We start from the raw sequence: 21,433 nt of genomic DNA, 5'->3' as shown, positions 1-21,433 counted from the left end.
ATCGTTAATTCATACTATTTATTTATGAATTGCTTTTACTCATTGACGAATCATTTCATTCAATCTTACAATGAATAGAAAGAGAAAATTGAACATTCTTTCAGCAGGAGGTACCATGCAGACTACCGCTTTTGGGAATGATGGAGAAAGCCTTGCAAAAGTTTACCTGATGAAAAAAGGATATCGGTTTATCAGGCGGAATTTCAAAAGTGCTCATGGCGAAATCGATCTGATTATGGAAGATGGGGAAACTCTGGTCTTTGTGGAGGTTAAAAGCCGGCACAATCGAAGGTATGGCGAACCGGTGGAATCGGTGAGGCCGGTAAAACAGCAGCATATCCGTTATACGGCCAGAATGTACCTTCTGGGCCGCCGTATCGAAGGAAGAAGAATCCGTTTTGATGTGGTGGAAATCCTGGCGGAGCCCGGAGGGACTGCCAGATATCGTCATATAAAGAATGCTTTCTGAACAGAATTTTGACCAATAAGGAGAAATGCCTATGTATTCAAAAGTTCTGGGAACGACCACTTTCGGGCTTAACGGGCATGTAATCGGTGTGGAAGTAGATATCAACAAAGCGGTACCTGCTTTTGATATCGTCGGACTTCCGGCAGCTTCCATCAAGGAATCGAAGGAACGGGTCCATTCGGCCATTCGGAATTCCGGTTATCATTTTCCTGTCGACAAGGTCACGGTCAATCTGGCGCCGGCGGATTTGAAGAAGGATGGTTCCGGTCTGGATTTGCCCATTGCCATCGGGCTTCTGGCAGCGAGTGGTGAAATTCCTGCGGAATGCCTGACCGATACGATTTTTATTGGAGAACTATCCTTAAAGGGAGAAATACGGCCGGTTCCCGGCATTCTTTCCATGGTACTTGCGGGGAAAGAAGCGGGGATATCCCGTTTCTTCATGGCCCCTGGAGTGACCAATGAAGCTCTTCTCTGTGAAAATATAGAGGTTTATGGTCCAAAGACACTTAGGGAGCTGGTGGAATTCCTGATAGGGAAAGAACCCCTGCCGCCGGCAGTGCGCCATGAAACAAGACAGGAAATCATGAGCGATGTGGATTTTGCCGAAGTGCAGGGACAGTTCATGGCGAAAAGGGCTATGGAAATTGCGGCGGCCGGTGCCCATAATATGCTCATGACCGGACCTCCGGGCTCAGGAAAGACTATGCTTGCCCGCCGAATTACCACCATTCTTCCGCCCATGACAAGGGAAGAAGCACTGGAAGTCACGAAAATTTACAGCGTAGCCGGACTTTTCAAAGCACAGGACATCATCAGGGAAAGACCTTTCAGGAGCCCGCATCATACGATTTCCATGGCCGGCCTTATCGGCGGCGGTACGATTCCCCGTCCGGGAGAAGTGACGCTGGCTCACCGGGGCGTACTGTTCCTTGATGAACTTCCTGAATTTCCAAGATCCGTATTGGAAGTGCTCCGCCAGCCCCTTGAGGACAGGGAGGTTCATATTTCCAGAGTGAATGCATCGTTCACTTACCCCGCGGATTTTATTCTTATTGCAGCCATGAATCCATGTCCCTGCGGCTATCTGGGGGATCCTGATCATCCCTGTACCTGCACGGATGGGGAAATAAGGAGTTACGGGCGAAAGATTTCAGGCCCTCTGCTGGATAGAATTGATCTTCATGTATCGGTGCAGCGGCCTAAATACAGTGAATTGACGGCAACTATCAAGGGAGAAGCCTCTAAAGATATAGCTGCCCGGGTGGCCTCGGCAAGGGCGATTCAGGCAGAACGGCTTTCACGCTGGCATATGCAGAACAATGCCCAGATGGGCCACCGGCAGCTGAAAGAAACCTGCGCACTGGATAAAGATGGTACGGAAATGCTGAGGGAGGTTTTTGAAAAACTTCATTTATCGGCACGAAGCTATGACCGCATTATCAAAGTGGCAAGGACCATTGCTGATCTGGACGGGAAAGAACAGATTCAGTCGGATCATGTCGCAGAGGCCATCAGTTATCGGAATATGATTCCCCGGAGGTAAGTTATGGATAAGTATGCGGCTGCCCTTCCGGGATGCCCGGGCCTTGGCGCGAAACACATGCGGGGACTCATTGAATTCTTTAATACGCCGGAAGATGTATGGAAAGCATCCGATGGGGATATACGCAATGCGAAGATTTTAAAAGGGAAGACCGAAGCGGCTTTTCTGGAATGGCGGCATACGACAGACCCGGACCGGGTAGAAGAGGAATTATTTAAGGCAGATATCCGCTGCTGCACCTGGGAAGATGAAGATTATCCACCCCTCCTTGCAACAACTTCCAATCCGCCGGCGGTCCTCTTTTATAAAGGGGCCGTGCCAGCCGATGAAAAATTGATTGCCGTAGTGGGCTCCAGAAAAGCTACTTCCTATGGAATCCAGACGGCAGGAACTTTTTCCAGGGAACTGGCAAAGCAGGAAGTAACCATTGTTTCCGGAGGTGCCAGAGGAATTGACAGCGCCGCCCATAAAGGAGCACTGGAAGGAAAGGGAAAAACTATTGTAGTAGCCGCCTGCGGCCTGGACCGGGTCTATCCGCCGGAAAACAGGAATCTTTTTCTCCAGATTGTTGAAAATGGAGGGACCCTTATTTCCGAATATCCGCTGGGGACACCTCCCCTGGGACGGCAGTTTCCTGCCAGGAACCGTATTATTTCCGGCATGGCAAGGGGAGTTATTGTCGTGGAAGCGGCGGAGCGGAGTGGCTCCCTGATCACTTCTGATTTTGCCCTGGAAGAGGGAAGGGATGTTTTTTCCGTACCCGGGAGCATCTATATTCCCTCCTGCAAAGGGACGAACCAGTTAATACGGAATGGGGCTATCTGCTGTACTTCATACAAAGATGTGCTCAGCGAATATGGCTGGGGTGCGGTAGAAAAGCCGGGCAAAGAAAAAGTTTTCAAAGAACAGTTGACATTGGAAGAAGAATTGGTGTATCGTTTCTGCTGTACGGAAAATGAGATTACTGCGGAGGATATCATTCAGCAGTCCGGTTTGTCTGTGGTGAAATTGACTATGCTCCTCCTTCAACTGCAGTTGAAAGGATATATTAAGGAAACCGGCCCCGGCAGGTATATCGTAATCAAAAGCTGAACAGTTATAAACCTCGGGTAATCTTTGGATTTATATGGACTTCATTTCTTCAGGGAGGATTCATCTTGCCCATTACAAGAACGATTACAATTACAAAGAAAAGAAAAGGCCGCAAGACCGGTGAAATTACATTCATGAGAAAACCCAATCCTAAAGGAAAGCATCTGGTAGTCGTGGAATCACCGGCAAAAGCAAAGACGATTGAACGGATCCTTGGTCCCGATTATAAAGTCATGGCTTCGAAAGGTCATCTGCGGGATCTTCCGAAGAAAACGCTGGGGGTCGACATCGATGACGGTTTTACCCCGGAATATGTGGATTCCGTGGAACGGGAGTCTGTCATTAAGGATTTACAGAAGGAAGCCAACCGGGCCAGGGACGTGCTTCTGGCAACGGACCCCGATCGTGAAGGCGAAGCGATTTCCTGGCATCTGTCAAAGCTTCTTGACGTCAATCCTGCTGATCATGTACGAATCGCTTTTCATGAAATTACCCCGCCGGCTATCAGGGCAGCCATTGCCCATCCCGGACCGATTGATATGAACCGCGTCGATGCCCAGCAGGCAAGACGCGTACTGGATCGTCTCGTGGGATATAAACTTTCCCCCTGGCTCTGGAAACAGATTTATCGGGGACTTTCGGCCGGCCGCGTGCAATCCGTGGCAACCCGCCTTATCTGTGAAAGGGAAGAAGAAATCAAAGCCTTCAAGCCGGAAGAGTACTGGACGATTGAGGGAATTTATCAGAAAGATGACCGGGAAAAATTTACTGCAAAACTCATCCAGATTGATGGAAAAGAAGCGGTGATTTCAGATAAGGAAACGTCAGACCGGGCTGTGGCTGAAATCGATGGGAAAGATGCGGAAATCCTTTCTGTCGTCAAGTCGGTGAAGCAGAGGAAGGCAAAGCCTCCCTATACCACATCCACTATGCAGCAGGATGCCGTCAACAAGCTCAATTTCCCATCCAGAAGGACTATGGCGATTGCCCAGGCACTGTACGAAGGCATAGAAGTGCCGGGACATGGTCATGTGGGCCTTATTACCTATATGCGTACGGATTCTACCCGTATTTCTGATGAAATGATCAATCAGGTACGGCCTTATATAGAATCGGTATACGGGGAAGAATACCTGCCGCCGAAGCCAAATATATTTGCAAAATCCAAGAAGGCCCAGGATGCCCATGAAGCCATTCGTCCCACCAGCCTTCTTTTCCCGCCGGAGGCGCTGGAATCCGTGCTGACACGGGAGCAGATCAAGCTGTATACGCTGATCTGGAACCGCTTTATCGCAAGCCAGATGGCTCCACAGAAACAGCAGACCACTACGGCCCTTTTGGGAAGTGGACGATGTGTGCTGAAGGCGACGGGAAGCAGAGTCCTTTTTGATGGATTCACTGTCATGCAGTCGGCCAAAGAAAAAAAGGCGGAAGGCGAAGATATCCATGAGCTTCCATCCCTGAAAAAAGGCGAAATTGTCAGAAATGTGAAGACAGAGGGGGAACAGCATTTTACTTCCCCGCCGCCCCGGTATACAGAAGCCAGCCTCATCAAAACGCTGGAGGAAAAGGGGATTGGACGTCCTTCCACCTATGCTCCTATCCTGGATACAATTCAGAAGAGGCAGTATGTGGTAAAAGAAGGGAAGCAGTTCGTCCCTACGGAAATCGGATTCAAGACGACGGATCTTCTGAAAAAATATTTCGAAGGAATCATCAATGTGGATTTTACGGCCAGCCTGGAAAGCTGGCTGGACAAAATTGCCGATGGACATGCTACCTATACGAAGGTCCTTACCGATTTCTATAAAGTCTTCAGCAGCGAACTGGAAGCCGCCAATGTGGAATCTGAAAAGGAACGGAAAGAGAACCAGGTAGTCACCGATGTGAAATGTGAGAAATGCGGTGCCAACATGATCGTGAAGGTTGGCCGCTACGGTAAGTACCTGGCCTGCCCGAATTATCCGGAATGCCGGAATATCAAGCCCTACAGTGTACTCAAGGGAGAGGAAGAAGTTTCCGATGTGCATTGTGATCAGTGCGGGACCCTTATGGTCTATCGGGAGGGCCCCTATGGACGGTACCTGAAATGCCCGAATTGCAATGCGAATAAAGCCATTGTCATCGATACCGGCATTACCTGTCCCAAATGTCATGAAGGCCATATGGTGCAGAGGAAGAGTCGGAAAGGTAAAATCTTTTATGGCTGCAGCCGGTATCCGAAATGTGATATGGCTCTCTGGAATGAACCGGTCAATCAGTTCTGCCCCACCTGTGGCTCCATTATGGTCAAGAAAAAATATAAGACGGGAAAGGAGTTTATTACCTGCTCCAATCCTGACTGCCCGACCCATTCTAAGCGGAATCATTCCGGCGTGAATGACGGGGAAAGTCCCTCATCCAAAAAAGCAGGCAGGACCCGTCGCAGTGAAGAATCGGGAGTATCAGAGTGAATAATTATGTAACTGTCGTGGGCGCAGGCCTTGCGGGAAGTGAGGCTGCCTGGCAGCTTGCGGAAATGGGTATCCCTGTCAGACTGGTTGAAATGCGTCCTCTCCGTCAGACTCCGGCCCATCATACATCTTTTTTCGGAGAACTGGTCTGCAGTAATTCCCTTCGGGCGGCATCCCTTACCAATGCGGTAGGGCTTTTGAAAGAAGAAATGAGGCGCCTTCATTCCGTCATCATGAAAGCGGCCGATGAGAATCAGGTACCTGCGGGCGGAGCTTTGGCTGTAGACCGTATGGGATATGCCGGGGAAGTCACCCGCCTTGTAAAGAATCACCGGCTTGTAGAATTTGTTCAGGAAGAAATTTCATCCATTCCTCCGGAAGGTATCGTTATTATTGCCACCGGGCCTTTGACAGAGGGAGCTCTGGCAGAAGATATACAGAAATTCTGTGGAGGAGAAGGATTTCATTTCTATGATGCGGCAGCTCCTATCGTGACGAAGGAATCTCTGGATCTTGATGTAGTTTACCGTATGTCCCGTTACAATAAAGGAGAAGCGGCCTATCTGAATTGTCCCATGAATGAAGAAGAATACAGGGCATTCAGGGAAGCCCTGTGCCATGCGGAAATGGCCCCTGTCCACGGCTTTGAAAACAAGAAGGTTTTTGAGGGCTGTATGCCTATCGAAGTGATGGCCCAGCGTGGCGAAGATACCATGCGTTTTGGACCCATGAAACCCGTAGGCCTCCCGGATCCGAGGACGGGAAAGGATCCCTATGCGGTAGTCCAGCTCCGTCAGGATAATGAAGATGACACCATGTACAATATTGTCGGATTCCAGACCCATCTCAAATGGGGAGAGCAGAAGAGAGTCTTTGGCATGATCCCGGGACTGTCCCATGCGGAATTCATCCGGTATGGTGTCATGCATAGAAATACCTACATGGATTCGCCGGAGCTTCTGAATGCCACTATGGAAACCAGAAAGCGGCAGGGCCTTTTCTTTGCGGGCCAGATGACCGGCGTGGAAGGATATGTGGAATCAGCGGCATCCGGAATCGTGGCGGCCTATAGTGCGGCAGCCCGTTTCCGGGGACAGGAACCGGAGCCATTTCCAAAAGAAACGGCGATTGGCGCCCTCTGCCATTATATTTCCCACTTTGAAGGGAAAAATTTCCAGCCAATGAACGTGAATTTCGGCCTCATCCCTCCGCTTGAAAAGAAAGTGCCCAAGAAGGAGAAAAATCAGAAACTGGCAGAACGGGCTCTTTCTTCTCTGGATACATGGATAAAAAGAAAATAAGAATTCAAATAAAAAGCCTCCTTGAGGCTTTTTATTTTGCCTTTACAGAGAAAGGCCAAGTCTGAATATAATTCCTGCAGCCCCTTTTATGTGTTAGAATAAAAATAAATATGACCATCTTCAGGAGGAAATTATGAAAAAAGTTATTTTTGACGTGGACGGCGTTCTCTTATCCGAAGAAAGATATTTTGACGTATCTGCACTTACGGTATGGGAGATCCTGTACAGCAAGGATTATATGGGGCTCCCGGCGGAAAGTGATGATTTTGTTCCCAATGCCATTACGGAAGGGCAGATAGCAGCCTGCCGGGCCCGTGTCTGGGGAAATGACCGCCTCCTTTCCTGGCTTAAGGCAAGGGGAATCAATTCCAACTGGGATATGGTCCATGCCAGGCTTATTACCACACTCTGGCTCATGGCGGAAGTCTATAAAAAAAGATCCGGCGGGGAAAAGATTTCCCTTTCCTTCCATCGCCCGGAGGATTTGAAGAAAGTGGGACTTACCCTGATGGGACTTCCCATACCGGGGGCTGATGATATTCTCCGGAAATGGGAAGAAAAGGTTCCCAAAGGACTTCAGGGAGAAGATGTCATTCATCACCTTGCCCTTGCCATGGCAGATGATTTTGAAACATCCACAGACTGGGCAGAACTCCGGAGTGATTTCTGGACCATCCACACGGAAGCTTTTCAGGCCTGGTACCTGGGGGATGATACATATATTCTCCTCCTTCACAAAGCGCCTTACAGCGGAGGGAAAAAGGGCTTTCTCCATAATGAAGTGCCTCTGGCACCGGCTGAAAGTATCCGGGCTTTATTCATTGAACTGAAGAGGCGGGGCTATGAGCTTGGCGTGGCTACCGGAAGAGCCAGGGAGGAAATGGAAATTCCTTTTAAAATGTTTCACTGGTATGAGGAATTTGATCCTCTTTACCTTGCCACTGCTTCAGATGCCGTAGAGGCGGCAGGACTTTTTAACTGCCCTGTACCGGATAAACCGCAGCCCTTCATCTTTACCTGTGCCATTTATGGGAGAAAGCGGGAAAACTATAAAGCCTATCTGGAGGAAAAAATGAAACCATCCGCGTCCGATCAGGTTATCGTATGCGGCGATTCCTTTTCCGATGTGCTGGGGAGTAAAGCGGCAGGCGCTTCCATTATAGGAATCCTGACAGGACTGGAAGGGAAAAAAGCGGCTCCTGTTTTTGAAAAAGCCGGTGTCCCCTTTGTAGACCGCATTACGGATATCGAAAAGCTTCTTCACTGACAGCTGTATTTATCAAGAGTATTAAAAGGAACCGTTCTTCTCCATTTTGCATGTATATACCGGCCATGATAGAATAAACATAAGTCTTGAAATACAGGAGGTCAGCTCCAATGAACGATTTTCTTCCCCATCTTTACGGGCAGGAAAAATTAAAGAAAGAATTGAAGAGACTCCTGGAGGATGGACGGCTGCCCCATACCCTCATCTTTTATGGTGATGAAGGGCTGGGAAAAACCACGGCAGCTCTGGACCTGGCAGGAGTCATAACGGGTAGAACAGACAAACTTTGGGATTCTTTTTCATCGCTTCCGGAAGAAGACCTGCAAAAGATGCCGGTCATAACCCTGGCAGACCATCTGGTGTGGTATCTTCATCCTGTAGGAATGGAATTGAAAATTGAACAGTTCCGCACCTTTCTGGAGGCCATGGCTTCTTTTGATGAAAAGCCGCATGTCTGTATTATCGACGAGGCCCAGACCATGATGGCTCCTGTTGCCAATTCTCTTCTCAAAACGCTGGAGGAACCGGAAGGAAATATCCATTTTATCCTCGTTACTCATGATCTGGAGGCCCTGCTTCCAACAATTATTTCCAGAGGAGAGAGGTTCGGGTTTCTTCCATTAAACAAAAAGGATTTCCTATCCCTTGTTGAATCAGATCCAAAACGTTTTTCACTTCCGGCAGAACTGGATTCATCCCTCCTTTTCCAGATGTGTGAAGGGAATCCCGGTATCGCTCTGGAAGTCTGTGATGAAAAGGGAAGCAAAGAGCCCGAATGGGCCATACATTTCTGGGAAATTCTTACAGACAGCTCCATGCCATTTTCAACACTTTCCACGGCAGAATTTAAAGATCGCCATGATTTCCTGAAATCCCTTCGGTGGATATCCCTGGTGGGGCGGGATATCATGGTACTTTCCGAGACCGGTGATGTTTCTCTTGTCCGCTGCGCATCGGTTTCTTCAAGGGAAGAAAGGATTGCGCCACGCTGGTCCGGCGGCAGGGGCGAGGAGGCCATGAAGTTTCTGAAACTTGCGGAAACCGCTGTGGCACGATATATTAATACAAAAAATGTTTGGGATGTTATTCTCATTGAGTTAACGCATATACAGAAAGGCGAAAAGAAATGGATCAGGTAATCGGCGTCCGCTTTCAGCCGGCAGGTAAAATTTATTATTTCGATTCCAATCATCTTGATATTCATCTGGATGACGGGGTCATTGTGGAGACTTCCAGGGGGCTGGAATACGGGAATGTAGTGCTGATCCCCAAAAATCCGGTTACTGATGCGGAAGCGCCTTTTAAACCGGCTGTCCGGAAAGCTACGATCAAAGATCTTGCCCAGCTCGAGAGGAATAAGGCAAGAGAAAAGTCTGCTTTTGATATCTGCCTGAAGAAAATCGAGAAATTCAAAATACCGATGAAACTGCTTCGGGCTGAATATACTTTTGACCGCAATAAAATCGTATTCTTCTTTACTTCGGATGGAAGGGTCGATTTTCGTGAACTGGTCAAGGAACTGGCCTCCGTATTTCATACAAGGATTGAGCTTCGCCAGGTGGGCGTAAGGGATGAGGCCAAGCAGGTTTCCGGCATCGGTTCCTGCGGCCGCCCGCTCTGCTGTGCCACTTTCCTTGGGGATTTCGCCCCGGTTTCCATTAAAATGGCCAAGAATCAGGGATTATCCCTGAATCCGTCCAAAATTTCCGGCGTCTGCGGAAGGCTCATGTGCTGTCTTCGGTATGAAAATGATATGTATGAAGGCACCGGCAGCAAAAAGAAAAAAAGCTGCCCCATGGATCGGAATAATGGCAAGAACTTCCGGGTAGGCATGAAAGTCATTACCGATGAAGGCAGCGGTCAGGTACTCTATGTGAACAGCCAGAAGCATACAGTGAAAGTCCAGCTGGAAGGACAGAAAACGAAAATTCTGCCCTGGGATTCTGTGGAACAGGAAGAAAATGACTGACTGGAAATTAAAGGAAGGGGAACGCCTGGATGATCTGGTCCGGGACGGCATGAAACTCATCCAGAGGCCGGACCAGTTCTGCTTTTCCATCGATTCCGTGCTTCTGGCCCATTATCCTCAAATCAGGGCCAGAGACCGTATTGTGGATCTTGGAACCGGTACCGGAGTGATCTCCCTTTTGGCTTCGGCTCTGGGAGGAAAGGATATAACGGCCATTGAGGTGAATCCCGTGATGGCAGACCTGGCGAGAAGGAATGTGTCCGGGAATCATAAAGAGGGGATCATCCATGTACTGGAAGCGGACTACCGGGAGGCAGGGAAATACTTTCCTTCCGGTTCCTTTTCGCTTGTCTTTGTGAATCCGCCTTACCGGGAAGTGGGAAGCGGCAGGATGAGTGAGAGCCATGGCATTGCTTCCGCCAGTTATGAATTGAATGCCACACTGGAAGAAGTGTTTAAAACATCCCAATACCTTCTCAAATACGGTGGGCGTATGGCTATGGTCCATCGGGCAGACCGGCTTGCCGACCTGATTTCTATTGGCAGGAAATATGGTATGGAACCCAAAAGGCTCCGGCTCATCTATGCCAGAAAAGGGCACCATGCGGTCCGTGTGCTTTTGGAATGGAAATATGGAGGCCATGCGGAACTGGCGATAGAACCGCCGCTTCTGCTTCATCATCCGGATGGGTCCTACACCGATGAAGTACTGGCTATCTATGGGAAGGAGTCAAATGAATGAACTGAAACCGGGCACCCTTTACCTGGTGCCTACGCCTATCGGAAATTTATCCGATGTAACGGAGCGTTCTGTAGAAATATTAAAAGGGGCAGACATTATAGCTGCAGAGGATACGAGACATACCAGAATTCTTCTGGACCATCTTGGAATATCAAAAAATCCCGTATCCTATCATGAACATAATAAAAAAGAGGCGGGACCAAAGCTTATTGAAGAATTAAAAGCAGGTCGTTCCGTGGCCCAGGTGAGCGATGCGGGGATGCCTGTCATCTCAGATCCCGGGGCGGATCTGGTGAGACTTGCTCTTTCTGAAAATATTCCGGTCATACCGCTTCCGGGACCCAATGCGGCATTGACTGCACTTGTCGCTTCAGGGCTTGATGCAAGGCAGTTCGTTTTTATCGGATTTCTTCCGAAAATCACGGCCAAACAGAAAAAGCTCCTTTCCGATATCAGCCGCATTCCTTTCACACTCATTTTCTATGAGGCCCCGCACAGACTGAAGGATACGCTGGACACGCTTCTGAAATATCTGGGGAACCGCAGGGCGGTGACTGCCAGGGAACTGACAAAAAAATTTGAGTCCTTTAATCGGGGAACGCTGGAATCTATCCGTCTTCATGCGGATGAGGAAGAACCAAGAGGAGAATATGTGGTACTGGTGGAAGGCTGGAATGAATCCATGGAAACGGTAGAAGAGAATCAGTCATCCTGGCAGGAAGAAGCCCTGAAGCAGGCTGAAACACTTCCGCTGAAAGAAGCGGCCCGCAGGATTTCAGGGAAATTCAATATGTCCCGCCGGGAAATATACCAGTTTCTGCTGGAAAATAAAAAATAATCCGGATAAATATAAAAATATAACCTTTTAGTTACATCAGGCTGTTTTTTATATTTCCTTTTAGAGTTATAATAAAACTATTGCTAAAAGACGATATCGTTTCATCTATAGAGAGAGGAGTCATTTTTTATGAGTGAAAAACCAGCGTACTACATTACCACACCGATTTATTACCCGAGCGCGAAGCTTCACATCGGCCATACCTACTGTACATCCATTGCCGACAGCATTGCCCGCTTTAAACGGCTTGACGGCTATGACGTTTTCTTCCTGACCGGCAGCGATGAACATGGACAGAAAATCGAGCAGAAAGCGGAAGAAGCGGGAGTTACGCCGATTCAGTATGTAGATGGTATTGTTGCCCTCTTCAAGCAGCTCTGGAAAGAACTGAATATCTCCAATGATGATTTCATCAGGACTACGGAAGAACGTCATAAGAAAGTAGTCCAGATGCTTTTCCAGCGGGCCTATGACAAGGGAGATATCTATCTTGGAAAATATGAAGGCTGGTACTGCATTCCGGACGAAACCTTCTGGCCGGAAAACAAGCTGACCCCTGATCATATCTGCCCGGACTGCGGCCGCCCGCTGCAGAGAGTCAGTGAAGATGCCTATTTCTTCAAAATGTCCAAGTATGCGGACCAGTGGATGAAATATATCGAAGAACATCCGGATTTCATCCAGCCGGAATCCAGAAGAAATGAAATGATCCAGTTCGTCAAGAGCGGCCTGGAAGATCTCTGCGTATCCAGAACTTCCTTCTCCTGGGGCATCCCCGTGCCTTTTGATCCCAAACACGTGGTTTATGTATGGTTTGATGCCCTGGTTAACTACCTGACTGCAGCAGGCATTGTGGATGATCCTGAAAAATTTAAAAAATTCTGGCCTGCCGACGTTCATCTGGTAGGGAAGGAAATTGTCCGTTTCCATACCATCATCTGGCCGATCATGCTCATGAGCCTTGGCATTGAACTGCCGAAAAAAGTGTATGGTCATGGCTGGCTCATCGTGGACGGCGAAAAAATGTCCAAGTCAAAAGGCAATGTCATTGATCCGATTCCCCTTTTACAGGAATTTGGATCCGATGCCATCCGCTATTATCTGCTGAATGATATCCAGCTGGGACAGGATGGCAATTTCAGCCGTGATCGTCTGATTAACCGCATCAATTCCGATCTTTCCAATGATCTGGGCAATCTCCTCTACAGAACCCTCTCCATGGCGGCCAAATATAACAAAGACGTACTCCATAAAGGGGATGCTTCCGCAGATCCGTCCATTGCAGCCGCATCGGCAGAAGTGGAAAAGAATGCTGCCGAAACGCTGAAAACTTTCCGCGAAAATATGGATAACTGGAAAATCAACGATGCCATCCGTGCCGTATGGACTTTTATCCGTTCCCTCAATAAATATATCGATGTGACCATGCCCTGGTCCCTGGGCAAAGATCCTGCCAAACAGCCGCTGCTGGATGCTGTCCTTTATCATCTCTGTGAAGGACTCCGCTATGTTTCCCTTATGGCTGAACCGGTAATCCCGATTGCATCCGAAAAAATCTGGAACCAGCTGGGCCTTGAAAACTTCAAAGCTGCAGCCTTTAAAGACCTCGTGTGGGGAGGCATTCCGGACGGAACCCTGACTCATAAGGGCGAGCAGATTTTCCCGCGCATTGAAATCGAAGAAGAAGAAGCAAAGCCGGCTCCGAAGAAGGAAAAGAAAGCCCAGAAGAAAGAAAATTCCAAAGAGGAAAAAGAAGCTTCCATTTCCGTAGATGATTTCTTTAAAACAGACCTTCGCGTCGCAGAAATCCTTACCGCAGAAAAAGTGGAAAAATCAAAAAAACTGATCAAGATGACCGTTACCCTTGGCGGTGATGACAGGAGAACCGTGGTCAGCGGTATTTCCGAATACTACAAACCGGAAGAACTCATTGGAAAGCATGTCATTTTCGTATCCAACCTGAAACCGGCCAAACTGATGGGCATCGAATCCCAGGGAATGATTCTTGCGGCTTCGAAAGATGACAAACTTGAAGTGCCTTTTGTCGATATGCCTGCAGGCAGCAAGGTCAAATAATGGGACTTTTTGATACCCATGCCCATCTCTATGACAAAGCCTTCGACAGGGACCGGGATCAACTGATTCCATCGCTTTTCAAGTCTCTGGACTATATTGTGATTCCATCGGAGGATTTGGAGACAAGCCGGAAAGCCGTGACTCTTGCGGAAACTTACGATCCTCTTTATGCAGCCGTGGGCATTCATCCCCAGGTGACAAAAGATGCCAGTGAAGAAATTCTCCGGAAAATAGGGGACCTGGCCCTGTCCCATCCGAAGGTGAAAGCCATAGGGGAAATCGGCCTTGACTATTATTACCTCTATACGGACAAGGAAATCCAGAAGGAATGGTTTGCCCGCCAGATTGAGCTGGCTAAAGATTTGAATCTTCCTTTCCTGATTCATGACCGGGAGGCCCATGGGGATACCCTTTCCATTCTGAAGGAACATAAGAGCCCTGCCATGAGAGGAATCCTTCATTGCTTTTCCGGGAGCCTGGAAACAGCAAAAGAACTGATCAGGCTTGGTTTCTATATATCCTTTGCCGGGCCTGTCGTATTTCCCAGGAGCATCAGGCTGAAAGAAGTGGCTGCTGCCCTGCCGCTGGAGCGAATCCTGATCGAGACCGACAGTCCCTACCTGACTCCTCCTCCCAATCGGGGAAACGGAACGATCCATTCAATGTGTATTATGTGGCAGAAGAACTGGCCCGTCTGAAAAAACTTCCCGTTGAAGAAATCATAAGCCGTACCAGGGAAAATGCCATTCGCATTTATGACATTTAACAGAACCTCCTCACTATGGGGAGGTTTTTTGATGAAAATTTACCGGATATGGTATAGTAGAATCAAAGATAAAAACCTGGAGCGCCCTGGCCGGTGAAGAACAGTATTCGAAAAATTATGTTCCGGCAATGGGGTGATTTTGGAAAAGGAACGTGAAGAGCATGGGATTTACAATCATTGACAGGAGCAAATGGCCGAGAGAAGAATATTTTCGGTATTTTCTGAGGGCGGTACCCTGCATGTACAGCATGACGGTGCAGCTGGACGTCACCCCGATTATGAGACAGCACGCCCGCCCCTATCCGGCCATGCTGTATTTTCTCTCAGTGGTGGAAAACAGGCATAAAGAATACAGGATCGCTTTCAATGAACAGGGAGAACTGGGATATTATGATGTGGTCCATCCGAGCTATACCGTCTTTCATCGGGATGATCATACTTTTTCCAGCCTCTGGACCGAATACAATGAAGATTATCGAATCTTTCTGGATTCTTATGAACGGGATACCACCCTTTATGGGGATAATCGGGGGCTCTTTGGGAAACCGGGACGTCCGGCAAACCTTTTCCCTGTTTCCGTCATTCCCTGGGTGAACTATGAATCCCTCCATCTGAGCTTTCCGAGAGCCTTCCGTTATTTTATCCCCATGTATACCCTTGGCCGTCTTCACAGGAAAAGAAGTCATTATTATATGCCTCTCGCCCTGGAGGTTCATCACGCAGTCTGCGATGGATATGATGCCGGGGCCATCATCAGGGAAATACAGTCCCTCATCAATGACTGGAAAGGATGAATCTCATGAATACGAAACAACTGCTTTCCCTTCTGGAAGAAAAAGGACTTCTTTCGGAAAATGATTATTTTTCTGTTGTCAGCGGGAGCAGGGCAGATATTGTCTCCCTGACCGGACGGGAGCTCCTCATCCTGAAGGATTGCAGCAGAAACGATGCGGAAATCCTGATCAAAAGGCTGCTCAGGGTATTTCAGGATACGACGCCCCTTCTGGTTCTTGACAATGAAAATGTTCTCCGTATTTCCATAAAAGATTTTAATAATTATCCGGTCAAAAAGGAAATTACTGTTCTTTTTGACGGAAGGAAAGCGAAGGCCAGGGAGGCCCTGCCTTACTCCTTCGAGGCTATAGACAGGACTGTGCATACCCTGCTTGCTCCGGGAGGCTGCCCCTGGGACAGGGCGCAGGATCATCAGTCCATGCGTACCTGTTTCCTGCAGGAAGCTTTCGAGACCATCGATGCTATCGATAAAAATGACATGGTCAATCTCAAAGAGGAATTGGGGGATGTCCTGTTCCAGATTGTATTTCATTCCGTACTGGCAGAAAAAGAAGGATTTTTTACGCTGCAGGATGTCATTGACGGGATTTCCGATAAAATGATCCTCCGTCATCCTTTCGTATTTAAGAAAGAAGGGAAAGATCACTATGCATCCTCCCCGGAAGCGTGGGAAAAACGTAAAAGAATTGAAAAAAACAGGAAATACCTGTTTTCCGGTGTGCCAAAGAGCTTGCTATTGACTCTTTAATCAGACGAGTAGCAAAGGAACTGCAGGAAGAAAGGGCCAAAGCCAGGGCAGAGGCTAAAGAAAAGGCAAACGAAAAAGACCCGATGGTTATCACCGCTGCCGATCTCTCTGCTGCCATGGAAGAAAGAGCCAATGCTTTCAAGAGCAAAGGTACCGTATATTTTACAAACTTCCAGAAAGAGAGAAAGCATGTATTCAAGGACGCTATTCTTTATGAAATGGCAAAAGATAGAATCGTTCCTGGTTATAAAGACGCCAAAAACAAATATCATAGGTCCATGAAAGAGTTGACCGACCTCGAAAAATATATGAATCAGGAACAGGCCTTTTTCCATACCGTGCCTGACAAGGTACAGCAGCAGTGGCAGGAAACAACTCTTTTGAATGCCAAACTGAAGAAGGAATATGATGCAAAGGAAGGCACTTTGAGAGGCAAAGAACAAGAAGTACATTCTACATTTGAAGCTCTTAAAGTCGAAAATAGTAAGCACCAGATGTCCATGAAAAAGAATTATGGCAAATATATTTATTTTACCAAGCAGGAAAAACTGTATCGTGAAAAGGCTTCCTTAATTAGGAGTAATTATAAGCCGGACATCATTGTATACAGCGAACCGCTTCCGAATGCCGTTGGTAAAAATCTAAAATATGAAGGCCGGATCCCATTAAAGAGGATGCCAAAAGTGAAATATCAGGACTGCACCTATTTCATCCTGACGGATATTTCCGGCATACCCAAAAATGGGACTCTTTACAGGGTGCATGCAGTAAGAGATGGTGCACCTGTTATCCAGGGAAAAGCCAATGTTACGGAAATGGTTGTAGGATATAAAGAAGACAATGCCTCTAATGGTAAATCTTACTGGAAGTTGAATGCAGAAGAGGCAAAAGAAACTACCATTAAGGCAAGGTTCTATAAAGTCCGTAATGTGGCAAAGAAGGCTAAATTTGAAAATGACCAGAATGCTGCCCTGAATGGAACTTATGGAATCAGGAAATCTAAATCCTATAATGAACGTAGCAATGCAGTTGGTAAAGCCATGAGCAGATTGGTGGATGCCAATAAGGATGCACCCAATGGCAGATTAATCCGCTGGGAGGACCTGGATGAAAACAAACTCAAACGGAATGATGAGTATGAAAAGACTGTAGCTGAACTTGAAATCTATGAACGTGGACTTTCCCTTGGAAGACGTTAACACACAGGGAGCAATAATAACAACAATAATAACCGCCCGTGTTTTACATATACAAATTCAAAAAGGAAGGAAGTGAATAGGATGGAGAAGAAAGAACCAATCAAAATCGGCAAAGCAAAATTCGTCGAGATGATGGCCACAAAAAACGAAATGACCAAGTATGAAGCTGCTAAGGCTTATGACGCATTTATCGGTACTCTGACAGAGGCACTGGAAAAGAACATTGAAGTATTAATGATGGGGTTTGGAAGCTTTCATTTAACAAGCGTTAAAGCCAGGTATGCTTTGAATCCGCTTACCGGAAAAAAGATTCGTGTAAAAGCTCATAAAAGAGTGGCCTTCAAGGCATCAAGCCGATTGAAAGAAAAGGTAAAGTAAATCAAGAAGGGAGGAAAATCAAAATGAGTGACAAGAACGAATTCAAGGAAATGCACATCAACATTACCGTACTTGAGGACGAGAATAACAAGGACTATGTAAGAACCATGGTTCAGTCCGACGTGCCGACTCCGGAAGGTGAAGTAGATCCTATCAACCCGAATCACAAGACTATTTTTCTGATGCTGTACGCAGCAGTACTTAATCTGACCGCTATCAGAAACAGAGAAATTGCAGATGATGCGGTCAAGAAAATGATCCGGATCCTGAGTGAAGCGGAAGATAAGGACTTTGAACAGTATGCCGAAGAACATAAGGATGAAATCCAGGTTCCGGAAAAAGATAACTGAATCATTTTTCAGGGAAGCAGAAATGCTTCCTTTTTTTTATTGAAGTAGATGCAGTTAAAGAAAATAAGCATATGTAACAATAATGAATAATTTCCATTATCCACAGATATGTTTAGCAGGAAAACAGTACGAACGGACTAAAAACAGAACTATAACCTTAGTGTAAAATTTTACTCTGTAGCAGAGCAACCCTGCAATCTCAAATCTACCATTTTAACTCAATTAAAAATGCAGTTATTTTTTTTAACTCAACATTTTGAGTTAAAAACGAATTGAACTAAATAAATACGATAAAATAAAGCATTTTAACATATAAATAGATGCGTTACGATGCCTGATTTTATTGGCGGTCAATTTTTAACGCAAAGCGATATTAAGTTAAATTATTGATTTAACATATTCAGGGAGTAGAAGGAAAGGTACATTGATAGGGAATCAATATGGACAGATGAAAATACAACTATAACAAAATCTGTTGACACAGTTCTTATACGGTGGTATACTTTTGGTAGTGAAATTCACTACCATTCACTACCAATAAAGTTGGGCTACCTGACGGCGGTACTAGTTAAGGTCTATGAGCAAGAGGGCTGGGCGAAATACCGAGAGATGGTGAAACACAAGAAGCTGAAGTGAAGATGGTGGGTGTAAACGGAATGCATCCCTGGACGATGGATGCAGGATGCTTGCCTCTTTATGAGTGCGTGGCGGTAGTTACCTGACGGGCGGTCCCGATAACCCGTACATTGAGAGCGTCTAGCTCTTAAATGTCTAGGGCGTTTAGCTCTAAACGTCTTTTGTAGTTCCTACAACTGAATACAAAATGAGATAACCTCTCGATGTTGGTCTGATAACCAAAGTCATGATCACACTCTGAAGAGGTTTTTTTAGTGTCTTTTTTTGTACAGTCTGGAGGAACCTATTATGAAAGCAAACAAAAAAGTATTAGCAATGGCAGCAGCTGCAGCATTGACACTCGGTTTTAATTCTATGGCAGCCGATAACACGGTTTTGTATGACGGCGATGATCATTCTGCCATTACGCTCAGCAATACTAAACTTACTGGCCTGGCAAATGGAAACATTAGATCCGGGAGTACTGATGCGGTAACAGGTGGCCAGCTTTCTGACCGTTTTGATAACATTGATGAAAGCATCAATAATATCAGCGTAAGTATTGCGGCCAATGCTGAAACCGTCACTTCTCTTCAGGATCAGCTGACGAAGACAACAATCAAAGCAAATACGGCGCTTAACTCCATTAAAGATACAGGGTTCTGGTACGATGTGAATGGCAAACGGGCTTTCAATATGACTTCGAGCAATAATGAGATGAACCTTGTAAGTGGAGATAATGTAAATATCAGCTCCGTAACAAATACCAGCGGAGTGGTAACGGGAATCAAGTTCGGTGTAACTTCTAACGGTAAGGTGGAAGCCGGAAATACAGGAATCGTAACAGGCGATACTGTTTACCAGGCAATTAAGAATATGCCTACCGACGCATCCTTTGCCGGTAAAGCATCTACCGCACTGGACAACCTGTCTGAAGCCGGGGAAGCAAAAATCACGGGTGTTGCAGAAACTGTTGCAAAGAAAGCTGCCGAAGGCAAAGCTGAAACAGATGGTTCCAATATTGATGTGGCAAAATATTCTGCTAAGCTTGGAACCACAGTGGTGGCTGAAAATGGAACCGGCCTCATGACAAGCGGCGGCGTATACACTGCTCTCTCCGGTCTGGGTGATACCTATGCCAAGACTGATGCTTCCAACATTGATGCTGAAAAGTATGCGGAAAAGCTTGGAACTGGTAAAAATGAAGCCAATGACAAGGGACTTATTACCGGGGACACATTAAATAAAGCCCTGGCAGGATTCACAGGCGGAAAAACTTATACTGCAGGAACGGGTATTGATATTTCCACTGATAATAAAATTTCCGTCAAAGCAGATGGCTCTGTGGCATCCGGAAATGCCGGACTGGTCACCGGTGGACAGGTAGCAGAGGCTATCTCTAAAGCAACGGAAGGCCTGGCAACAGATACAAACATTGCCAATAAAGCAGATAAAGATCTGTCTAACATTACCGATGCCGGGAAACAGGTTATCCAGAATACCATGAAAGATTCCCTGGCTAAAAAAGCCGATGCTTCCGAATTGGCCAAAGTGTCCGGCAAGGTGGATGCCAATACTTCCGATATTGCTTCCCTGAAAGATTCCAAGGCTGATAAGACTTACGTTGATGAAGGCCTCTCCAAGAAAGCGGATAAATCTTATGTAGATGAAGGTCTCGCCAAGAAAGCCGATGCCGATTCTGTCTATACCAAGGCAGAGACTGACCAGAAAATTGCTGATTCCGAAAAGGCAATTAATGCCAGTGTTGCTAATAAAGCGGACAAGGATCTGTCGAATATTACCGATGCCGGGAAACAGGTTATCCAGAATACCATGAAGGATTCCCTGGCTAAAAAAGCCGATGCTTCTGAATTGACCAAGGTGTCCGGCAAGGTAGATACCAATATTTCCGATATTGCTTCCCTTAAGGAAACCAAGGCTGATAAGTCTTATGTGGATACCGGCCTTTCCGGGAAAGCGAATAAGGCTGATGTAGAAACTTTAAACGGCAAAGTTTCTGAAAACGAAAAATCCATCAATGATCTGAAAGACAGCAAGGTTGAAAAAGACGGTTCCAATATTGATGTGAATGCCTTTACAGCCAAGCTCAATACCGGGAAGGTAGAAAAAGGCAATACTGGCCTTGTGTCCGGTGGCACCGTATTCAATGCGGTAGAAAGTATCCGTGAATCCACAGGTGTGGGCCTGGTAACTGTAGACGGCAATGAGGTAAGAATTGCAAAAGACTCCGAAGCTTCCAAGATTGATGTATCCGGGGCAAACGGAGGCCGTGTCATTACCGGCGTAACCACGAATATTCGTGATATGTCCAGTGCGGCCAATGTGGGTTATGTAAATGGTGTTGCTGATAATATCTATCATGATATGGATACCATGAACCATAATCTGACAAAAGATATCAAGGACGCTGGTGCGGTAGGAGCAGCCCTGGCAGGCCTTCATCATCTGGATTATGATCCGGATAACAAGCTGGATGTGGCGGTTTCCGCTGGCACCTATCGTGGAACTACTGCAGAAGCTCTTGGACTCTTCTACCAGCCCAATGAAAATGTGATGTTCAGCCTTGGCGGTACCATGGGTGCCGATCACAACGCCTTTAATGCAGGTGTTTCCTTCAAGGTTGGCAGAGGTTCCAATGGCAAAACCACTTCCAAGGCAGCCATGGCTGCTGAAATCCGTACTCTGAAGGCCGAAAATGATAAGCAGGCTGAGGAAATCAAAGAACTCAAAGACCAGGTAGCTCTCCTCATGCAGAAGATGGAACTCTCTACTACTGTTGAAAAGAGCATCGTAAAATAGTACTATGAA

The 21,433-nt window shown here is 46.8% G+C and carries 17 protein-coding genes and 1 pseudogene; all 18 read left to right on the top strand.

The window, feature by feature from the left end; genetic code table 11:
* Positions 1 to 115 precede the first annotated feature (115 nt).
* The 18 genes and pseudogenes from VZT47_RS01545 to VZT47_RS01460 all read left to right on the top strand — a co-directional run bounded on the left by VZT47_RS01545 (position 116) and on the right by VZT47_RS01460 (position 21,424).
* Complete coding sequence (locus VZT47_RS01545) at positions 116 to 469, top strand: YraN family protein (RefSeq protein ID WP_330223224.1); 354 nt, start codon at positions 116 to 118, stop codon at positions 467 to 469.
* Between the two features lie 31 nt (positions 470 to 500).
* Positions 501 to 2,015 (top strand): YifB family Mg chelatase-like AAA ATPase, encoded by a 1,515-nt coding sequence (locus VZT47_RS01540; RefSeq protein WP_330223223.1) that lies wholly within the window; start codon positions 501 to 503, stop codon positions 2,013 to 2,015.
* Positions 2,016 to 2,018: 3 nt separating this feature from the next.
* A complete protein-coding gene (gene dprA, locus VZT47_RS01535; RefSeq protein WP_330223222.1) occupies positions 2,019 to 3,107 on the top strand; it encodes a DNA-processing protein DprA in 1,089 nt (362 codons plus the stop codon).
* 65 nt (positions 3,108 to 3,172) lie between these two features.
* Positions 3,173 to 5,560: a type I DNA topoisomerase gene (gene topA / locus VZT47_RS01530; RefSeq protein WP_330223221.1), complete on the top strand. Its 2,388-nt coding sequence runs from the start codon at positions 3,173 to 3,175 to the stop codon at positions 5,558 to 5,560.
* The gene (trmFO, locus tag VZT47_RS01525) at positions 5,557 to 6,861 is read left to right on the top strand and encodes a methylenetetrahydrofolate--tRNA-(uracil(54)-C(5))-methyltransferase (FADH(2)-oxidizing) TrmFO (RefSeq protein WP_330223220.1); all 1,305 of its coding nucleotides are present in this window, start codon (positions 5,557 to 5,559) and stop codon (positions 6,859 to 6,861) included. Before topA ends, trmFO begins: the two co-directional genes overlap by 4 nt.
* Positions 6,862 to 6,994: 133 nt before the next feature.
* The gene (locus VZT47_RS01520; protein ID WP_330223219.1) at positions 6,995 to 8,128 is read left to right on the top strand and encodes an HAD family hydrolase; all 1,134 of its coding nucleotides are present in this window, start codon (positions 6,995 to 6,997) and stop codon (positions 8,126 to 8,128) included.
* A 110-nt stretch (positions 8,129 to 8,238) separates the two neighbouring features.
* On the top strand, positions 8,239 to 9,267 hold the full coding sequence (locus VZT47_RS01515; RefSeq protein WP_330223218.1) for an AAA family ATPase: 1,029 nt from the start codon (positions 8,239 to 8,241) through the stop codon (positions 9,265 to 9,267).
* Positions 9,255 to 10,097 (top strand): PSP1 domain-containing protein, encoded by an 843-nt coding sequence (locus tag VZT47_RS01510; RefSeq protein WP_330223217.1) that lies wholly within the window; start codon positions 9,255 to 9,257, stop codon positions 10,095 to 10,097. The genes VZT47_RS01515 and VZT47_RS01510 overlap by 13 nt, the downstream gene beginning before the upstream one ends.
* Complete coding sequence (locus VZT47_RS01505) at positions 10,090 to 10,839, top strand: tRNA1(Val) (adenine(37)-N6)-methyltransferase (RefSeq protein ID WP_330223216.1); 750 nt, start codon at positions 10,090 to 10,092, stop codon at positions 10,837 to 10,839. The genes VZT47_RS01510 and VZT47_RS01505 overlap by 8 nt, the downstream gene beginning before the upstream one ends.
* Entirely contained in the window at positions 10,832 to 11,677 is an 846-nt protein-coding gene (gene rsmI, locus VZT47_RS01500; protein ID WP_330223215.1) for a 16S rRNA (cytidine(1402)-2'-O)-methyltransferase, read from the top strand. Before VZT47_RS01505 ends, rsmI begins: the two co-directional genes overlap by 8 nt.
* Before the next feature lie 129 nt (positions 11,678 to 11,806).
* Positions 11,807 to 13,753, top strand: coding sequence for a methionine--tRNA ligase (gene metG / locus VZT47_RS01495; protein WP_330223214.1), 1,947 nt, complete (start codon positions 11,807 to 11,809; stop codon positions 13,751 to 13,753).
* A pseudogene (locus VZT47_RS01490) lies at positions 13,753 to 14,519 on the top strand (TatD family hydrolase). The gene metG and the pseudogene VZT47_RS01490 overlap by 1 nt, the downstream one beginning before the upstream one ends.
* Positions 14,520 to 14,680: 161 nt before the next feature.
* Positions 14,681 to 15,313: a CatA-like O-acetyltransferase gene (locus tag VZT47_RS01485; protein ID WP_330223213.1), complete on the top strand. Its 633-nt coding sequence runs from the start codon at positions 14,681 to 14,683 to the stop codon at positions 15,311 to 15,313.
* 5 nt (positions 15,314 to 15,318) lie between these two features.
* Complete coding sequence (locus VZT47_RS01480) at positions 15,319 to 16,062, top strand: MazG nucleotide pyrophosphohydrolase domain-containing protein (protein ID WP_330223212.1); 744 nt, start codon at positions 15,319 to 15,321, stop codon at positions 16,060 to 16,062.
* 83 nt (positions 16,063 to 16,145) lie between these two features.
* Entirely contained in the window at positions 16,146 to 17,261 is a 1,116-nt protein-coding gene (locus tag VZT47_RS01475) for a hypothetical protein (RefSeq protein WP_330223211.1), read from the top strand.
* 81 nt (positions 17,262 to 17,342) lie between these two features.
* The gene (locus VZT47_RS01470) at positions 17,343 to 17,639 is read left to right on the top strand and encodes an HU family DNA-binding protein (RefSeq protein ID WP_330223210.1); all 297 of its coding nucleotides are present in this window, start codon (positions 17,343 to 17,345) and stop codon (positions 17,637 to 17,639) included.
* A gap of 23 nt (positions 17,640 to 17,662) precedes the next feature.
* Complete coding sequence (locus VZT47_RS01465; protein WP_330223209.1) at positions 17,663 to 17,989, top strand: hypothetical protein; 327 nt, start codon at positions 17,663 to 17,665, stop codon at positions 17,987 to 17,989.
* A gap of 924 nt (positions 17,990 to 18,913) precedes the next feature.
* The gene (locus tag VZT47_RS01460; RefSeq protein WP_330223208.1) at positions 18,914 to 21,424 is read left to right on the top strand and encodes a YadA-like family protein; all 2,511 of its coding nucleotides are present in this window, start codon (positions 18,914 to 18,916) and stop codon (positions 21,422 to 21,424) included.
* The last annotated feature ends 9 nt before the right edge of the window (positions 21,425 to 21,433 follow it).

Source organism: Dialister sp. (genome assembly GCF_036343215.1).
In the GTDB taxonomy this organism is placed as follows: Bacteria; Bacillota; Negativicutes; order Veillonellales; family Dialisteraceae; genus Dialister.
Note: the sequence above shows the minus strand (reverse complement) of the source record. Positions and strands in the feature narration are given on the sequence as shown.